Origin of the sequence: Oxalicibacterium sp. (genome assembly GCF_035565035.1) — a bacterium.
Lineage (GTDB): Bacteria > Pseudomonadota > Gammaproteobacteria > Burkholderiales > Burkholderiaceae_D > Oxalicibacterium.
Map to the genome: position 1 here is coordinate 1 of NZ_DATMTD010000026.1, position 17023 is coordinate 17023.

Below are 17023 nucleotides of genomic sequence, written 5' to 3' on the forward strand. Positions count from 1 at the left end.
GGTCATCGTAGTCATAGGACGGAATGATAGCGGAAATGGGTAGCCGGCACGGATGGGGTCGCGAAAAAAACACGTGCCGGCGAGACACGAGGGACCTCGAAAAACCGTCGCGAGCGGCGGCAATGCCGCGGGAGAACCGCAGCTGTACGGACAGTACAGTGAGCATCGCAGCGCGGCAGTGCAACGCGCAGCAGGTTTTTCGACGTCCCATAAAAAAACCCCGCCGAAGCGGGGTTGTCCAGGCGTCAAGCAGAATTACTGCTGCTGGCTGCTGCGGGTACCGACGACTTCGATTTCCACGCGACGGTTCTGTGCGCGGCCAGCTGCAGTTTTGTTCGTTGCAACTGGTTGTTTCTCGCCTTTACCTTCGGTGTAGACGCGTTTTGCATCGACGCCTTTACCAACTAGGTAGCTCTTGACTGCTTCAGCACGGCGGATCGACAGTTTTTGGTTGTATGCATCGGAGCCGATCGAGTCGGTATGGCCGACAGCGATGATGACTTCCAGATTCAGGCTGCCCAATTTCGACGCCAGATCGTCCAGCTTGGCTTTGCCGTCTGCTTTCAGAACAGCTTTGTCGAAGTCGAAGAACGCATCAGCTGCAAACGTGACTTTTTCGGAGGTTGGAACAGGTGCTGCTGCCGGAGCGGCCGATGGGGACGCCGCAGCAACTGCCAATGCGCCGTCGCAACCTGGAACTGCGTCTGCAGGGGTCCAGTAACCGGTACGCCAGCACAGGCCGGTGGAGTTGCGAACGACAACACCGCGACCGTCTTGAGCATATGCGCTATTTGGGGTATTGGCTTTAATGTCTGTTTGTGCATGAGCAGACATTGCAACGACCGCGGATGCCGCGAAGACGAGTTTTGCTAATTTATTCATATTTCTTTCTCCTCTCGAGTGAGATATCCGCAGAAAAAAACTGCGCTAAATACATTAATGACATCGAATACTAACACGCGCCTCAACGTCACATGAAACAAAATTGTCTGCATGCAACAGTCTAAACTTGCGTCCATTTTGCCACATGCGACGTTTCCGCGAGCATTGCCAAATAAGCTAATTAACGTTTTTTTAAATCCGTTGTGTTTAAACAACGGGTACGTTAAGAAATATTACTACCGGCAAAACATTGACCTTTGGACATCGAAATCGTTCATGTTTGGTGGAAATCTTTTAAGTTTATTTCCGTAAGCCATGTACTTCGATAGTGACACGTCGATTTGGCGCAAGACATGAAATTTGTTGTGATTTTGATAATTTCTGGTCGCAAGAAGTAAGCGCTTGCGTGTCACCAGCTCCATGAATGTTGATCGAAGTATTAATCCCGTTTTCCTTCAAGTAATTTGCTACTGCGCTTGCGCGGTTTTCTGAAAGTCGCTGATTAAATTGTTTTGAACCGATGTGATCGGTGTGTCCTGTAACAGCAAGACTGCTAATGGTTTTGCATTGAGCGAGCTTTGGCAGAATGTCCGAATTAATGCGGTTTTTGGCTTGGGCATTTAATAGCGTTTTTCCCGATGCAAAGGTTTCTCCGCTTTTAAGCGTGGCAGTGAAATCGCAATGTGACGCTACTGACTTGTCTTCTTTTAGATTGGTTTGGACTTCGGGTGCAATCGGGTTTGGAATAGGCGGTTTCAACGCGCCGTCGCATCCTGCGATCGCATCATCGGGATTCCACGTTCCTGATCGCCAGCAAAGGCCGTACCCGCTACGTGTCACGGTTCCGCGGCTGTCCTGGTTGTATCCGTCGTTTTGAGTTCGAATATCGGTCGTTTGCGCAAAAACGTAAACGGAGGAAGCGCCCATCAGAAATCCGAGGGCCAGTTTGTTGATCATGTTTCTCTCTTGGTGGGGAAATGTTCTGAAGTTCGGGAGCTTTTTACCAACCGGCATTTAAACATATTTGCGGAGATGGCATCGTTTCCGGCGATGAATACCTATGGTTTCCTGAATACAGTTGAAAGCAGGGAAGAGAGTCGGCCTCCGTGGTAAAATCTCCGATTTGCCGGATCGCGCATTCAAACGGACGATTCTTTCATTCCCACCAATTCGCCAAAGATAATACGAACCGCCAATGGATCAATTCGCTAAAGAAACCATCCCGATTTCCCTCGAAGAAGAAATGCGCAAAAGCTATCTCGATTACGCGATGAGCGTGATCGTGGGGCGAGCGTTGCCGGATGTCCGCGACGGTCTGAAACCGGTACATCGTCGCGTCCTGTTCGCGATGCATGAAATGAACAACGTGTGGAATCGTCCTTACGTGAAGTGCGCGCGTGTCGTCGGCGAGACCATGGGTAAATATCACCCGCATGGCGATGCGTCGATTTACGACACGCTGGTTCGTATGGCGCAGCCGTTTTCGTTACGTTACATGCTGGTGGATGGACAAGGTAACTTCGGCTCCATCGATGGCGACAACGCTGCGGCGATGCGTTACACAGAGTGCCGCCTAGACAAGATTGCTGGCGAGCTGCTGGCTGATCTGGACAAGGAAACTGTCGACTTCATTCCGAACTATGACGGCAAGGAAAAAGAGCCTTCTGTGCTGCCGACGCGTATTCCTAATCTGCTGATCAACGGTTCGTCCGGTATCGCAGTGGGTATGGCAACGAATATTCCACCGCACAATCTGACCGAAATCATCGACGGCGCACTGCACGTTCTGCGTAACGATCAATGCACGGTCGACGAACTGATCGAAATCATTCCTGCGCCGGATTTCCCGACGGGCGGCATTATTTATGGCGTCTCGGGCGTGCGCGACGGTTATCGCACCGGCCGCGGCCGCGTCGTGATGCGTGCGAAAACGCACTTCGAAGAATTCGGCAAGGAAAACCGTCCGTCGATCATCGTCGACGAGTTGCCCTATCAGGTAAACAAGAAGTCGCTGCTGGAACGCATCGCCGAACTGGTGCGTGACAAGAAGCTGGAAGGCATTTCCGATATTCGCGACGAGTCCGACAAGTCAGGCATGCGCGTCGTGATCGAGCTGAAGCGCGGTGAAGTGCCTGAAGTCGTGCTGAACAACCTGTACAAGCAAACGCAATTGCAGGACACGTTCGGCATGAACATGGTCGCGCTGGTCGACGGTCAGCCGAAGCTGCTGAACCTGAAGCAGATGCTGGAGTGTTTCCTGTCGCATCGTCGTGAAGTCGTTACGCGTCGTACCGTGTTCGAACTACGCAAGGCGCGCGAACGTGGTCACGTACTCGAAGGTTTGGCTGTTGCGCTGGCGAACATCGATGACTTTATCGCGATCATCAAGGCCGCACCAACACCGCCGGTTGCAAAATCCGAATTGATGGCACGTGCATGGGATTCGTCCGTCGTGCGCGAAATGCTGGCACGTACCGGCGAAGGCAATATCGGTGGTATCGACGCCTTCCGTCCGGAAAATCTGCCGAAGCATTTCGGTATTCAATCTGACGGTTTGTACAAGTTGTCCGACGACCAGGCGCAGGAAATTTTGCAGATGCGTCTGCAACGTCTGACCGGTCTGGAACAAGACAAGATCGTCAACGAGTATAAAGAAGTGATGGAGCAGATTGCTGATTTGCTCGACATTCTGTCCAAGCCTGAACGCGTCACCGTCATCATCACCGATGAACTAACCGCGGCAAAAAACGAATACGGCATTGGCAACAAGGACGAACGTCGTTCGACCATTGAACTGAACGCAACCGATCTCGGCACTGAAGATCTGATCACGCCACAGGACATGGTGGTCACGTTGTCGCATACCGGTTACATGAAGTCGCAGCCGATTTCCGAATACCGCGCGCAAAAACGCGGCGGTCGTGGCAAACAGGCGATGGCGACGAAAGAAGACGATTGGATCGACCAATTGTTCATCGCGAACACGCACGATTACATCCTGTGCTTCAGCAATCGCGGTCGCATGTACTGGCTGAAAGTGTGGGAAGTGCCGCAAGGCTCGCGCAATTCGCGCGGCAAGCCGATCGTTAACATGTTCCCGTTGCAGGATGGCGAAAAGATCACGGTGATTTTGCCGGTTTCCGGCGAGAACCGCACGTTCCCTGAAGATCACTATATCTTCATGGCGACCAGTCTCGGGACCGTCAAGAAAACCTCGCTCAGCGATTTCAGCAATCCACGCAAGGCCGGCATCATTGCGGTCGATCTGGATGACGGCGATTTCCTGATCGGTGCGGCGCTGACTGACGGCAAGCACGACGTGATGTTGTTCTCGGACGCCGGCAAGGCAGTGCGTTTCGACGAAAACGATGTGCGCCCGATGGGGCGTACCGCACGCGGCGTGCGTGGCATGAATCTGGATGACGGCCAGCAAGTGATCGCGTTGCTGGTCGCCGAGAACGAACAGCAATCGGTATTGACTGCGACCGAAAACGGTTTTGGTAAACGCACGCCAATTACTGAGTACACGCGTCACGGTCGTGGCACCAAAGGCATGATCGCGATCCAGACCAGCGAGCGCAATGGCAAGGTCGTGGCGGCAACGCTGGTCGATGCGACCGATGAAATCATGCTGATTACAACCGGCGGTGTGTTGATTCGCACACGTGTGGCCGAGATTCGTGAAATGGGTCGTGCGACTCAGGGCGTGACGCTGATCGCAGTTGAAGACGGCACCAAGCTGAGCGGCCTGCAACGCATACTCGAATCAGATGTGGAAGTGGAAGAAGATCAATCCGGTACGGAGGAAGCAGAATAATGAAGCGCGTGTATAACTTTTCGCCAGGTCCGGCTGCCATTCCGCAGGAAGTTCTGCAGCAAGCTAAGGATGAAATGACCGACTGGCGCGGAAGTGGCTTGTCCGTGATGGAGATGAGTCATCGCGGCAAGGAATTCACGGAAATTCTTGCGACAGCCAAAGCCGATCTGCGCGAATTGATGGCGATTCCGGACAATTACAAGATTCTGTTCATGCAGGGTGGCGCAATTGCGGAGAATGCGATTGTTCCGATGAACCTGATCGGTCGCAAACCACAGCCTGCGACCATCGATTTCATCAATACCGGTCACTGGTCGGTGCAGACGATCGAAGAAGCGCACAAGTACGCGAAGGTCAACATCGCGGCATCGTCCGAAGATGCGGGATTCACTTACGTGCCTGCGCGCGATACGTGGAAGCTGTCGCAGGACGCGGCCTATGTTCACATCTGCACCAATGAAACGATTGGCGGCGTCGAGTTTGATTACACGCCGGACGTTGGCGATGTGCCGTTGGTTGCCGACATGTCGTCGAACATTCTGTCGCGTGAAATCGACGTATCGAAACACGCGGTCATTTATGCCGGTGCGCAAAAGAACATCGGTCCTGCCGGTGTGACGATCGTCATCGTGCGCGAAGACATGCTGGGGCACGCTATACCGGCCTGTCCATCCGCGTTCGACTGGAAGCAAGTGGCTGAACACGATTCGATGTACAACACGCCACCGACCTATCCGATTTACGTTGCCGGACTGACGTTCCAGTGGGTGAAGCGCCAAGGCGGTGTCGCTGCGATGGAAAAAATCAACGTCGCCAAGGCCAAACTGATCTACGATTATCTGGATTCGACCGGTTTTTATATCAATCGCGTGCCGGCTGCGAACCGTTCGCGCATGAATGTGCCGTTCGTGTTGCATGACGATTCGCTGAATGCCAAATTCCTGGCCGAAGCAGAAGCGAACGATCTGGTTCAGGTAAAAGGACACAGCTCGGTTGGCGGCATGCGCGCATCGATCTATAACGCGATGCCGATCGAAGGTGTGCAGAAGCTGGTGGAGTTCATGAAGGGCTTCGAGAAGAAATACGGCTGATAGCAGGACTTGCAGCGCAGTACGGCGGCCCGGTGTTTCTGCCGGATAAATTCAACGTATTTGCATAACCATGACGACGGACGACAAGCTCAAACCACTGCGCCAGCAGATCGATGCAATCGATGCGCAAATCCTAGATTTGCTTAATCAGCGTGCGCAAGTGGCGCAGCAAGTTGGCCACGTCAAGGCCGAAACCAATGCGCCGGTCTTTCGGCCGGAGCGCGAAGCGCAAGTTTTGCGCAGTGCGGCGGAACGCAATCCCGGCCCGCTCCTCGATACCGATGTCCAGACGATCTTCCGTGAAGTGATGTCGGCTTGTCGTGCGCTGGAACGGCGCGTGACGGTGGCCTATCTCGGTCCTGTCGGTACCTTCAGCGAACAGGCGGTTTACCAGCAGTTCGGCCACGCGGTCGAAGGTATGCCTTGCGCTTCCATCGATGAAGTGTTTCGTGCGACAGAAGCCGGCACAGCCGATTTCGGTGTCGTGCCGATCGAGAATTCGTCGGAAGGCGTGGTCAACCGCACACTTGATTTGCTGTTGCAAACCACGCTGACGATCAGCGGTGAAGTATCGATCAACGTGCATCACAGTCTGATGACGCGCAGCGGTTCGATGGCGGACGTCAAGGTCATTTGCGCGCACTCGCAGGCACTGGCGCAATGCCAAGTTTGGCTCAATCAAAATCACCCCAACATCGAACGCATGGCTGTTGCTTCCAATGGCGAAGCGGCGCGCCTGGCTGGCGAAGATCCGACCGTGGCAGCCATTGCCAGCGAAATCGCCGGACAAAAATACAATCTGCAGGTCGTGAAAGCACATGTGCAGGACGATCCGCACAATCGCACGCGTTTTGCCGTGATCGGGCGTCTGCTGACGACAGCAAGCGGCAAGGATCAAACGTCACTGGTGCTTTCGGTACAGAACAAGGCGGGTGCGGTCTACAACCTGCTGGCACCGCTGGCCAAGCACGGTGTGTCGATGACTCGTTTCGAATCGCGTCCGGCGCGCATGGGGACGTGGGAATATTATTTCTACGTCGATATCGAAGGTCATCTGAAGGATGGCAAGGTCGCTGACGCACTGAGCGAATTGAAAGACAATGCGGCCTTCTTCAAGGTCCTGGGGTCGTATCCGTCCAGTCTCTAGATTTGCGATTGCGTTCTCGTCTACCCTGTTGAAGTTGCTGCATTTGCCGTCACCAACCGCCGTTCGCGCCTTCTTCGCGCACACCATTTCTGGAATCACTCATGTCTATTCAGTTCGGTCCTGACTATATTCGTGCCATTGCTCCTTATCAGGGAGGCAAACCGATCAGTGAGGTGGCACGTGAATTCGGGCTTGATGAGGCGAAAATCGTCAAGTTGGCGTCAAACGAAAATCCGCTCGGCATGCCTGAATCGGCAAGAAAGGCAATGGCCGATGTGGCCGATGCCGGTCGCTATCCGGACGGAAACGGTTTTGAATTGAAAGCCGCGCTGACTGCAAAATATGGCGTGCCCGCCGATTGCATTACGTTGGGAAACGGTAGTAACGACATTCTGGAACTGGCTGCACATGCCTTCGTGCAACCGGGACAATCGGTGGTGTACGCGCAATATTCCTTTGCCGTTTATCCCCTGGCGACGCAGGCGGTCGGTGGTCGCTCGCTGGTCGTTGCAGCCAAGGACTTCGGGCATGATCTCGATGCAATGCTCGATGCAATCGAGGACGATACGCGTCTGGTCTTTGTCGCCAATCCGAACAATCCGACCGGCACCTTCATTCCGGGCGAAGAGATCGAAGCGTTCTTGCGGCGCGTGCCGCCGGAAGTTGTGGTCGTGCTGGACGAAGCGTATACCGAGTTCCTGTCCCCGCGACAGCAATACGACTCCATCGGCTGGATACATCGCTATCCGAACTTGCTGGTTTCGCGTTCGATGTCGAAGGTTTACGGCCTGGCGGGATTGCGTATTGGTTACGGGATCGCGCAACCGGGCATTACTGATTTGCTGAATCGTATTCGCCAGCCGTTCAACGTCAATTCCTTTGCGCAGGCGGCGGCGATTGCAGCGCTGGCGGACGACGATTTCGTTGCACGCAGTGCCAAGATGAATGCTGATGGCTATCGCCAACTGACACAAGCTTTCGATGAACTGAAGCTGCAATATGTGCCATCGTCCGGTAACTTTGTTCTGGTTAAGGTTGGCGACGATGATGGCGCCGGCGCGCGTATCAATCTTGCCTTGCTGAAGCAGGGCATCATTGTGCGTCCGGTCGGCAATTACGGTTTGCCGCAATGGCTGCGTATTACCATCGGGCTGGAACACGAAAATACCCAATTCATCGCCGCACTGAAAAACGCATTGGCTTGAACCTTAACTTGATTCGATCGATCCATCCATCGTGCTGAAAAAAATCGTCATCTTCGGAGTAGGGCTGATCGGCGGCTCGTTCGCTGCCGGCTTGCGCAAGGCAGGCGCAGTGGAAGAGATCGTCGGCGTCGGGCGCACGAGCGCGTCGCTGACACGTGCGAAGGAATTGGGACTGATCGATTGCATCAGCACTTCCGTCGAGGAGGCGTTACATGATGCCGATCTGGTTCTGGTAGCGGCCCCCGTGGCGCAGACAGAAAGCATTCTTTCTGCGATCAAGCCGTGGCTGCAACCACAAACAGTCATCACAGATGCCGGTAGCATCAAGGGCGAAGTTGTCGCTGCCGCGGTGCGTGCGCTGGGTGACAGGATTGCCCAGTTTGTTCCGGGTCATCCAATCGCAGGAAGCGAAGCCAATGGTCCGGACGCGGCACTGGCGGATTTGTATGTCGGCAAGAAGGTAGTGCTGACGCCATTGCCGCAGAACGCGCCCGCACACGTCGAACGCGTTGCTGCAGCCTGGCAACAATGCGGTGCGCTGATTCACAAGCTGGGTGTGGAAGAGCACGATGCCGTTTTTGCCGCGGTCAGCCATTTGCCGCATCTGTTGGCATACGCGCTGGTGGATGATATTGCCTCCAAACCGCATGCCGATCTGCTGTTTCAATATGCGGCCAGCGGTTTCCGCGATTTCACGCGCATCGCCGGCTCGTCGCCGGAAATGTGGCGCGACATCAGCCTGGCGAACCAGCCGGCAATATTGAACGAGCTCGATGCCTACATCGCGCAATTGACGCGCTTCCGTGCCTTGCTCGCGCAAAAGGATGGCGCAGCGATGGAGGCGATGTTCGCCAATGCGCAACGTGCACGCAACGAGTGGGCGCACGGCGGGGTGCACGGCGGAACGCAGAGCATGGACGCGGCAGACGCCAAATCAAGACAGGATCGCAAATCATGAAGCACTATCCGCATCATCTCGACCTGAAACCGGCGATGCATGCCAAAGGCATTGTGCGCTTGCCGGGGTCGAAAAGCATTTCCAATCGGACGTTGCTGCTTGCTGCATTGGCCGACGGCACGACGCACATTCGCGAATTGCTGGCGTCCGACGACACGCATGTGATGCTGATGGCGTTGCAGAATCTCGGCGTCAAATGGGAGCAGATCGGCGAATCGCAGGATTACATCGTGCACGGCGTGAATGGCGCGTTGCCGACCCATCAGGCAGATCTGTTCATGGGGAATGCGGGTACGGCGATTCGGCCGTTGACGGCGGCACTGGCGGTGATTGGCGGCGACTATACGCTGCATGGCATTCCGCGCATGCACGAGCGTCCGATTGGTGATCTGGTCGATGCGCTGAATGAAATCGGAGCGGACATCGAATATACGGGAGCGCCGGGTTATCCGCCGCTGCATATCCGTCGCGGGCGTATTCGAGCCGAACGGTTGAAAGTGCGCGGCAATGTTTCCAGCCAGTTTCTGACATCGTTGTTGATGGCCGCGCCGCTGATGGCGAGCGAACGCGACGTGACAATTGAAGTCATCGGTGAGCTGATCTCGAAACCGTACATCGAAATCACGCTGAACCTGATGCGTCGCTTTGGCGTGGAAGTGCAGCGTGATGGCTGGCAGGCGTTTACGATCGCGGCAGGGCAGCGTTATCGCAGCCCGGGCACGATTCATGTGGAAGGCGACGCATCGTCGGCATCGTATTTTCTTGCTGCCGGTGCGATTGCCGGTGGTCCGGTACGCGTCGAAGGCGTGGGTGAAAACAGCATTCAGGGCGACGTGCGTTTCGTCGATGCATTGCGGCAAATGGGTGCGACCGTCACGATGGGCGACAACTGGATCGAAGCGCAATCGAATGGTGTGCTGCATGCGATCGACGCCGATTTCAATCACATTCCGGATGCGGCAATGACAATTGCGGTAGCGGCGCTATATGCCGACGGCCCGAGCATCTTGCGCAATATCGCCAGTTGGCGCGTCAAGGAAACCGATCGCATCGCTGCGATGGCGACCGAGTTGCGCAAGCTGGGGGCGACGGTGGAAGAGGGGGACGATTACCTGCGTGTCACCCCGCCGGACAGGATTCAATCGGCGGCAATTGACACCTATGATGATCACCGGATGGCGATGTGTTTTTCGCTGGCCACGCTGGATGGTGCCGCGCGGCGGGGTAACAAGGTCCGGATCAACGATCCGCAATGTGTCGCCAAAACCTTTCCCGATTATTTCGATGCATTTGCCGGCGTGACGGAAGAAAGTCTGTTTTAACGTCGCCCGGCGTCCTGCCTTTGGCCGGCTCTCACGATCTGGATTCTGCAATGACTTCATCAAACAATATTCCCGTCATCACGATTGATGGTCCGACCGCTTCGGGCAAGGGGACTGTGGCGCAACTGGTCGCTGACCGGCTCGGATTTCATTATCTCGATTCGGGAGCCTTGTATCGGTTGACGGCATTGTCGGCCTTGCGTACGGAAACGCCGCTCGATGACGAGCAGGCATTGGCGACACTGGCAGGGGATTTGCGTTGTAACTTTGCAAACGGTGACATCTTCCTGAATGGCGACAACGTCTCGATGGCGATCCGTGCCGAAAAGGTTGGCAATACTGCATCAAAAATTGCCGCGTGGCCAGCACTGCGCCAGGCCTTGGTCGACGTCCAGTTGCGTTTTGCCCAGGCCCCTGGTTTGATCGCCGACGGTCGCGATATGGGGACCGTGATTTTCCCGGATGCCTGCCTCAAGGTCTTTTTGACCGCCAGCGCCGAAGCGCGCGCGCAAAGACGATATAAGCAATTGATTGACAAGGGATTTTCTGCTAATATGGACGACCTTCTGAAAGATTTGAACGAGCGTGATGCGCGTGATGCGAATCGGACTGTTGCTCCGCTCAAGCCGGCAGAAGGCGCATATTTGCTGGATACGTCGAATCTCACCGTGAATCAGGCGGTGGAACAGGTGATCGGCTGGTATGCCGCAGTAAAGAATTAAGCTGTTCAAACGCATCGACTCAGGATGCATCGAAGTAGAAGTGCCTTGGTGTCTGTTCGAGCGCAAAGCTCGGCGGACGTTGAAAAACCTAACCCATTATTCGTTCGTTTTTGCTGCTTGCCTTAAAGCCGCACGTCGATCAAAGCGAATTCTGGTCAACTTGTTCAAAATCTATGTCTACTGCTGTCAACTCCCCAGAAACATCCGGTATGGAAAGCTTTGCCGCCCTGTTTGAAGAATCGCTGTCACGTCAGGACATGCGTTCGGGCGAAGTGATTTCCGCTGAAGTCGTTCGTATCGACCACAACTTCGTGATCGTCAACGCCGGCCTGAAATCGGAAGCTTTCATTCCTATCGAAGAATTCAAGAACGACAACGGCGAACTCGAAGTCAACATTGGCGACTTCGTATCCGTCGCGATCGAATCGCTGGAAAACGGTTTCGGCGATACGATCCTGTCGCGCGACAAGGCCAAGCGTCTGGCTTCGTGGCTGTCGCTGGAAAAAGCGATGGAATCGGGCGAAATCGTTACCGGTACTGTCAACGGTAAAGTCAAGGGTGGTCTGACCGTTTTGACCAACGGCATCCGTGCATTCCTGCCGGGTTCGCTGGTTGACACCCGTCCAGTCAAGGACACGACTCCATTCGAAGGCAAAACCCTCGAATTCAAAGTCATCAAACTCGATCGCAAACGCAACAACGTCGTGTTGTCGCGTCGCGCTGTCATCGAAGCATCGATGGGTGAAGAGCGTCAGAAACTGATGGAAACACTGAAAGAAGGCACGGTCGTGACCGGCGTCGTCAAAAACATCACCGACTACGGCGCGTTCGTGGATCTGGGCGGTATCGACGGCCTGTTGCACATTACCGATCTGGCATGGCGTCGTGTGCGTCACCCATCGGAAGTGCTGACTGTCGGCCAAGAAATCACGGCTAAAGTTCTCAAGTACGATCAAGAGAAAAACCGTGTTTCGCTGGGCGTCAAGCAACTGGGCGACGATCCTTGGACTGGTCTGTCCCGTCGTTACCCACAAAGCACCCGCCTGTTCGGTAAAGTCACCAACCTCACCGACTACGGCGCATTCGTCGAAGTCGAGCAAGGTATCGAAGGCCTGGTGCACGTTTCCGAAATGGACTGGACCAACAAAAACGTGGCGCCGAACAAAGTTGTCCAATTGGGCGACGAAGTCGAAGTCATGGTTCTGGAAATCGACGAAGAACGTCGTCGTATCAGCCTCGGCATGAAACAATGCAAAGCCAATCCATGGGATGACTTCGCAGTCACCCACAAGAAAGGCGACAAAGTCCGCGGCGCGATCAAATCGATCACCGACTTCGGCGTGTTCATCGGCCTGGCTGGCAACATCGACGGTCTGGTTCACTTGTCCGACTTGTCCTGGACCGAAACCGGCGAAGAAGCTGTTCGTCGCTTCAAGAAAGGTGACGAGCTGGAAGCGGTTGTCCTGGCAATCGACGTGGAACGTGAACGCGTTTCGCTCGGCGTCAAGCAACTGGAAGGCGACCCGTTCAACAACTTCGCTGCAATGAACGACAAGGGCGCGCTGGTTACCGGCACGGTCAAATCGGTCGAGCCTAAAGGCGCAGTGATCCAGTTGTCCGAAGAAGTCGAAGGCTACCTGCGCGCTTCGGAAATCTCCCGCGATCGCGTGGAAGATGCCGGTACGCACCTGAAAGTCGGCGACAGTGTCGAAGCCATGGTTATCAATGTCGATCGCAAGGCTCGCAGCATCCAGCTGTCGATCAAGGCAAAAGACAATGTCGAAACGCAAGAAGCAATGCAAAAAATGTCGTCGGATTCGAACGCTGCATCCGGTACGACCAGCCTCGGCGCATTGCTGAAAGCCAAGCTCGATAACAAGAACTAAGTTCATCGTCAATGACAAAGTCGGAGCTGATTGCCCGTCTGGCTGAGCGTTATCCGCAACTGGTAGCAAAGGATGCGGATTTCGCGGTCAAAACCATTCTTGATGCAATGTCCGACGCCCTGGCGACCGGACAGCGCATCGAGATTCGTGGTTTTGGCAGCTTTGCGCTCAATAGCCGTCCACCGCGTATCGGCCGCAATCCGAAGTCGGGCGACAAGGTGATGGTCCCCGAAAAACGGGTGCCGCACTTCAAGCCTGGCAAGCAATTGCGTGAACGGGTCGATGCGATGGTCGGACAGCCGATCATCGATGACTAAGTTGTTTCAATGAATAATGAACGGCATCTTCGGATGCCGTTTTTTTTCACGTACAATTTCAAAGTTCCGGCGCGATATTGATCTATTCATCGACCTGTTCGATGAGACGTCCGCCAGACCTAATAAAAGGAATCTGCCATGAAAATCCTGTTCAGAATATTCGCTGCAATTCTTTTTATCGTTTTCTTCGGATTTGCGCTGAAGAATACCGGAGAGGTGGCACTGCAGTTTTTCATGGGATATGAAATACGCGGTCCTCTGGTGCTGTTGCTGTTGGGCTTCTTCGCTTGCGGCGCGGTGCTGGGAGTGCTCGCCATGGCGCCGACGGTATTTCGCTATCGTCGTGAAACGACCAGACACCGTAAAATCATTGCGACGATGGAAAAGGATGTGCAGGCGCAGGAGCTGGCACGGACTCAACCGCCATTGCCCGACACAGTCGCGCATCTCTGACACGGTTCAGTCGCAACATTTGATTACCCTCTACACAACGACATTGCATGGAATTTGAAACTTGGTGGTTGCTTGCCATTCCAGCCTTTTTTACACTGGGCTGGATCGCTGCGCGCGTGGATATCAAACAGCTGGTTTCCGAGTCGCGCAGTCTTCCGCGTGGCTATTTCAAGGGACTGAATTTCCTGCTGAACGAACAGCCCGACAAGGCGATCGATGCTTTCATCGAAATCGTCAAACTGGATCCGGAGACAGTGGAGTTGCACTTTGCGCTCGGCAATCTGTTTCGCCGACGTGGCGAGACAGAGCGCGCGATTCGTGTCCACCAGAATTTGCTGGCGCGTCCGGACCTGCCGCAGGAACACAAGGTCCACGCCCAATACGAATTGGGACAGGATTATCTGAACGCGGGTTTGCTGGACCGCGCAGAAGAGACATTCAACCAATTGGTCGATACGCAGTACGGTGCGCCGGCGCGACGCGCACTACTGGAAATCTACCAGCGTGAAAAGGAATGGCCGCGTGCAATCGAAGCGGCGCATGCGCTGCAGGAATCCGGCGCCGGCGGACGCCAGAAAGAGATCGCTCAATTCTATTGCGAGCTGGCGCAGGACGAACTGGTGCATACGCATCCGGACGACGCAATCACATTGCTCGAGAAGGCGCTGGCTGCAGACCGCACCAACGTGCGCGCCACCATTCTGATGGGCGATGCGTTGCTGGCGAAGGACGATATCGAAGGCGCACTGATGATATGGCGTCGTGTCGAGCATCAAAGCGTGCCGCATGTTGCGTTGGTCGCACAACGTTTGATGGATGGCTATCGTGCCGTCGGTCGTCCGCAGGAGGGCGTCAAACTGTTGAAGTTCTATCTGGGTGAAGCGTCGTCGATTGATCTGATCGAAGTCGTGTTCAAGGCGGTGCTGGAACTTGAGGGCGTGGACGCCGCCAATCAATTGGTCAGCGATGAGTTGCGTCGCACACCGACGTTGCTGGGCCTCGACAAGTTACTCGAGGCGAGGTTGATGGATGCGCCGCCGGAAATGCGTTCCGAACTATCGATGGTCAAGAATCTGGTGCATGGCTACACTCAAAAACTGGCACGCTATCAATGCAGCCATTGTGGCTTCAAGGCGCGTCAGTATTACTGGCAATGTCCTGGTTGCAGCAAATGGGAAACCTATCCGCCCCGCCGCACCGAAGAATTGAATGTCATGAATTAACCTTCGGCGCCGTTCTGGCGCCGATTCATTTTCAAGCTTTCCTTTTGCGTTAATTCCCCGTCTTTATGGGATGCATCCGGGAAGATATTGCTGTTATCTTCGCGATCGGTTTATTACTTTCCTGATAATAAATCGGTGGTCATATCGGGTTTTCTCACCATTCGATCGGAGATATTCATGCTTAAAAAGTTACTGGTAACTGTAGCGATGATGGCAACGATGAGTCTTGTGTTTGCCAATGTGGACGTCAACAAGGCAGATCAGGCAGCGCTTGACAGCGTACGTGGCATTGGACCATCAATGTCGAAAGCAATTCTCGATGAGCGTAAGAAGGGCGGCAACTTCAAGGACTGGGAAGATTTGCAGACGCGGGTCAAGGGCGTCGGTGACAAGAGTTCCGAAAAATTTTCCCAGGCTGGCCTGACGGTCAATGGGGCATCCAAGCCAGGTGTGAAGGCTGCAGCAAAAAAAGAAGCGACGGTTGCTTCAACCAAAACAAAAATGGATGAAATGAAGAAATAAAATTGTGGTCACATGGTCGATCAAATAAAAAGCCCTGATATCTGTCGGGGCTTTTTATTTGTAAAACCGCTTTGATACGCTGTTAGTCATCGTCGATTAAAATGGCATTTTTCAAGGAATGCAGACTCAATCCACTCATGGACTACAAAACCATTGAAGACACCATCGGCAATACGCCCATGGTGCAAATCAAGCGACTGAACGGCGAAGATACGGCACGTCGCAACAACATCATTCTCGCCAAACTGGAAGGTAATAATCCGGCGGGCTCCGTAAAGGATCGTCCGGCGTTGTCGATGATTAAACACGCGGAAGCCCGCGGCGACATCAAGCCTGGAGACACTCTGATTGAGGCGACCAGCGGCAACACGGGAATCGCATTAGCAATGGTAGCGGCAATGCGCGGCTACAAGATGGTTTTGCTGATGCCGGAGAACCTGAGCGAGGAGCGACGCCAAAGTATGGCTGCATATGGCGCAAAAATTGTGCTGACGCCGAAATCCGGCGGCATGGAATATGCACGCGATCTGGCGGAGCAAATGCAGAAGAACGGTGAAGGCATCATTCTTGACCAGTTCGCCAACCCTGATAACCCGCTTGCGCATTACGAGGGAACAGGCCCTGAATTGTGGCGCGACACGGGTGGACGCATTACGCACTTTATCAGCGCGATGGGAACCACCGGCACGATCATGGGCGTATCCCACTACCTGAAGGAAAAGAATCCGGATATTCAAATCATTGGCGCACAGCCGGAAGAGGGCTCGCAAATTCCAGGTATTCGTAAGTGGCCCGAAGCCTATCTGCCGAAAATCTACGACGCAGGCCGGGTTGATCAACTGGAATATGTCAGTCAGGCTGCTGCAGAGCAGCTGGCACGCCGCATGGCAATGGAAGAAGGAATTTTTTGCGGGATTTCTTCTGCAGGCGCATGTGAGGTTGCGCTGCGAATTTCGCAAACAGTCGAAAACGCGACGATTGTCTTTATCGTCTGCGACCGCGGCGATCGTTACCTGTCGACCGGCGTGTTTCCGGCTTAAGCGGAAACACGGGTCTGAGTGACAGCTGGATTAATCCAGTTGTCCTGCGCTTACCGGCGCATCTTTCGGTTTGAACTGCTTGTCGCTGATGCGGAACTTGTCACGGCGATCCCCCATCAGAATGCGCAGGTCGCGGATGCTCAGATCGCTGACTTCGTGCATGCGGATCAGCAGCGAGGCGCCAACTGGCAGACGACGATGGCGAATTTTGCTGATGACTGGAGGTGCAACTTCCAGCGCACGCGACAAAGCGGCATCATTTTTCAGGTGCAGTTTTTCAATCAGCGAATCCAGCAGGTGATTCGGATCGTAGGCGACCTGATCGGCCAGTCGATTGCTTGTGGTTTGAGTGTCCATAGTAGTCATAATATTTTCGATGTCAAAAATTCAAACAAGGATCGGGACGCAAATCTTGCGCGTGAATCTTATTGCGATCAT

At 54.4% G+C, this 17023-nt stretch carries 16 protein-coding genes; 13 read left to right on the forward strand and 3 right to left on the reverse strand.

Translation table 11 applies throughout. From position 1 onward, the window contains the following. Window positions 1–255: 255 nt before the first annotated feature. Together ompA and VN114_RS02795 are read right to left on the reverse strand one after the other, a co-directional pair. Window positions 256–882, reverse strand: coding sequence for an outer membrane protein OmpA (gene ompA / locus VN114_RS02790; RefSeq protein ID WP_325511764.1), 627 nt, complete (start codon window positions 880–882; stop codon window positions 256–258). Between the two features lie 300 nt (window positions 883–1182). Further along, window positions 1183–1839, reverse strand: a complete 657-nt coding sequence (locus VN114_RS02795) for an OmpA family protein (RefSeq protein ID WP_325511766.1) — start codon at window positions 1837–1839, stop codon at window positions 1183–1185. 238 nt (window positions 1840–2077) lie between these two features. On the opposite strand from VN114_RS02795, the gene gyrA reads away from it, so the two are divergent. The 13 genes from gyrA to cysM all read left to right on the forward strand — a co-directional run bounded on the left by gyrA (window position 2078) and on the right by cysM (window position 16585). Next, entirely contained in the window at window positions 2078–4699 is a 2622-nt protein-coding gene (gene gyrA, locus VN114_RS02800; RefSeq protein ID WP_325511768.1) for a DNA gyrase subunit A, read from the forward strand. Next, window positions 4699–5790, forward strand: a complete 1092-nt coding sequence (gene serC / locus VN114_RS02805) for a 3-phosphoserine/phosphohydroxythreonine transaminase (RefSeq protein ID WP_325511769.1) — start codon at window positions 4699–4701, stop codon at window positions 5788–5790. Before gyrA ends, serC begins: the two co-directional genes overlap by 1 nt. Before the next feature lie 70 nt (window positions 5791–5860). Then, on the forward strand, window positions 5861–6937 hold the full coding sequence (gene pheA, locus VN114_RS02810) for a prephenate dehydratase (RefSeq protein WP_325511771.1): 1077 nt from the start codon (window positions 5861–5863) through the stop codon (window positions 6935–6937). A gap of 101 nt (window positions 6938–7038) precedes the next feature. Continuing rightward, window positions 7039–8142: a histidinol-phosphate transaminase gene (gene hisC / locus VN114_RS02815; protein WP_325511773.1), complete on the forward strand. Its 1104-nt coding sequence runs from the start codon at window positions 7039–7041 to the stop codon at window positions 8140–8142. Window positions 8143–8173: 31 nt separating this feature from the next. Next, window positions 8174–9100 (forward strand): prephenate dehydrogenase, encoded by a 927-nt coding sequence (locus VN114_RS02820; protein WP_325511775.1) that lies wholly within the window; start codon window positions 8174–8176, stop codon window positions 9098–9100. Beyond that, a complete protein-coding gene (gene aroA / locus VN114_RS02825; RefSeq protein ID WP_325511777.1) occupies window positions 9097–10422 on the forward strand; it encodes a 3-phosphoshikimate 1-carboxyvinyltransferase in 1326 nt (441 codons plus the stop codon). Before VN114_RS02820 ends, aroA begins: the two co-directional genes overlap by 4 nt. 50 nt (window positions 10423–10472) lie before the next feature. After that, entirely contained in the window at window positions 10473–11144 is a 672-nt protein-coding gene (gene cmk / locus VN114_RS02830) for a (d)CMP kinase (RefSeq protein ID WP_325511779.1), read from the forward strand. Window positions 11145–11353: 209 nt separating this feature from the next. Then, a complete protein-coding gene (gene rpsA, locus VN114_RS02835; protein ID WP_325511794.1) occupies window positions 11354–13030 on the forward strand; it encodes a 30S ribosomal protein S1 in 1677 nt (558 codons plus the stop codon). Between the two features lie 11 nt (window positions 13031–13041). Further along, a complete protein-coding gene (locus tag VN114_RS02840; protein WP_325511781.1) occupies window positions 13042–13347 on the forward strand; it encodes an integration host factor subunit beta in 306 nt (101 codons plus the stop codon). 138 nt (window positions 13348–13485) lie between these two features. After that, window positions 13486–13800, forward strand: a complete 315-nt coding sequence (locus VN114_RS02845; RefSeq protein ID WP_325511783.1) for a LapA family protein — start codon at window positions 13486–13488, stop codon at window positions 13798–13800. 47 nt (window positions 13801–13847) lie between these two features. Next, on the forward strand, window positions 13848–15023 hold the full coding sequence (lapB, locus tag VN114_RS02850) for a lipopolysaccharide assembly protein LapB (RefSeq protein ID WP_325511785.1): 1176 nt from the start codon (window positions 13848–13850) through the stop codon (window positions 15021–15023). 177 nt (window positions 15024–15200) lie between these two features. Then, entirely contained in the window at window positions 15201–15545 is a 345-nt protein-coding gene (locus tag VN114_RS02855) for a helix-hairpin-helix domain-containing protein (RefSeq protein ID WP_325511787.1), read from the forward strand. Window positions 15546–15682: 137 nt separating this feature from the next. Further along, window positions 15683–16585 carry a cysteine synthase CysM gene (gene cysM, locus VN114_RS02860; RefSeq protein WP_325511789.1) on the forward strand — a complete coding sequence of 301 codons (903 nt, stop codon included), beginning with the start codon at window positions 15683–15685 and terminating at the stop codon, window positions 16583–16585. Between the two features lie 30 nt (window positions 16586–16615). Here the strand turns inward: cysM and VN114_RS02865 are convergent, their stop codons facing one another. Beyond that, on the reverse strand, window positions 16616–16951 hold the full coding sequence (locus VN114_RS02865; RefSeq protein ID WP_325511791.1) for a hypothetical protein: 336 nt from the start codon (window positions 16949–16951) through the stop codon (window positions 16616–16618). Window positions 16952–17023: the final 72 nt, after the last annotated feature.